The sequence below is a fragment of the Oleiphilus sp. HI0043 genome, from assembly GCF_001634935.1.
Window position 1 is genome coordinate 1 of sequence record NZ_LWEY01001198.1, and the last position, 300, is coordinate 300.

At 48.0% G+C, this 300-nt stretch carries 1 protein-coding gene; it reads right to left on the bottom strand.

Features of this window, described 5'->3' with window-relative positions:
* On the bottom strand, window positions 1–300 hold a 300-nt coding region (locus A3729_RS14120; protein ID WP_197475858.1), incomplete at both ends, for a chloride channel protein.

A 300-nucleotide genomic window follows, 5' to 3' on the forward strand; every position in this document is an offset into this window, starting at 1 on the left:
GTCCACTTGGCATCCCCAAGCCAATGCTAATGCCCGTTACCACAATTTTTACCACGGCGATGCAGCACAGTAGAAGCAAACCAAACTCGCCCAAAAGCGTTTGGTTTACAGTGTCATAGCCTACCCCCATTATCTCGGGCACAAATGCTGCCGCAACGGCGGTTAAGGCACCGGCAGCGGAGATCCGATAGAAAATATTGCTAGTGCTATTACGCAAGGTGAGCTTGATCAAGCCAACAAAGCAGGCTGAAACAATACCAATACCTATGCCACAGATAATGATATAGGGAATTTCCATCA